This is a genomic window from Paenibacillus sp. J22TS3 (genome assembly GCF_018403205.1).
Classification (GTDB): domain Bacteria; phylum Bacillota; class Bacilli; order Paenibacillales; family Paenibacillaceae; genus Fontibacillus; species Fontibacillus tuaregi.
In genome coordinates this window covers 1-255 of sequence record NZ_BOSF01000035.1, presented here as the reverse complement: position 1 = coordinate 255, position 255 = coordinate 1, and the positions used below count along the sequence as shown (strand labels likewise).

Genomic DNA, 255 nt, shown 5'->3' with positions numbered 1-255 from the left:
GCCTTTCCAGACCTCTTCGCCTACCCTAATCCTTGGTAACTCCATGTGAGACGTCCCACAACCCCAGAGAGCAAGCTCTCTGGTTTAGGCTGTTCCGCGTTCGCTCGCCGCTACTGACGGAATCACTGTTGTTTTCTCTTCCTCAGGGTACTTAGATGTTTCAGTTCCCCTGGTCTGCCTCTTCACACCCTATGAATTCAGGTATGAGTGACTACCTATTACAGTAGCCGGGTTTCCCCATTCGGACACCCCCGG

The 255-nt window shown here is 52.9% G+C and carries 1 rRNA gene; it reads right to left on the bottom strand.

Annotated elements, in window-relative coordinates:
* A 23S ribosomal RNA gene (locus KJS63_RS25925) occupies positions 1–255 on the bottom strand; the annotation flags it as partial.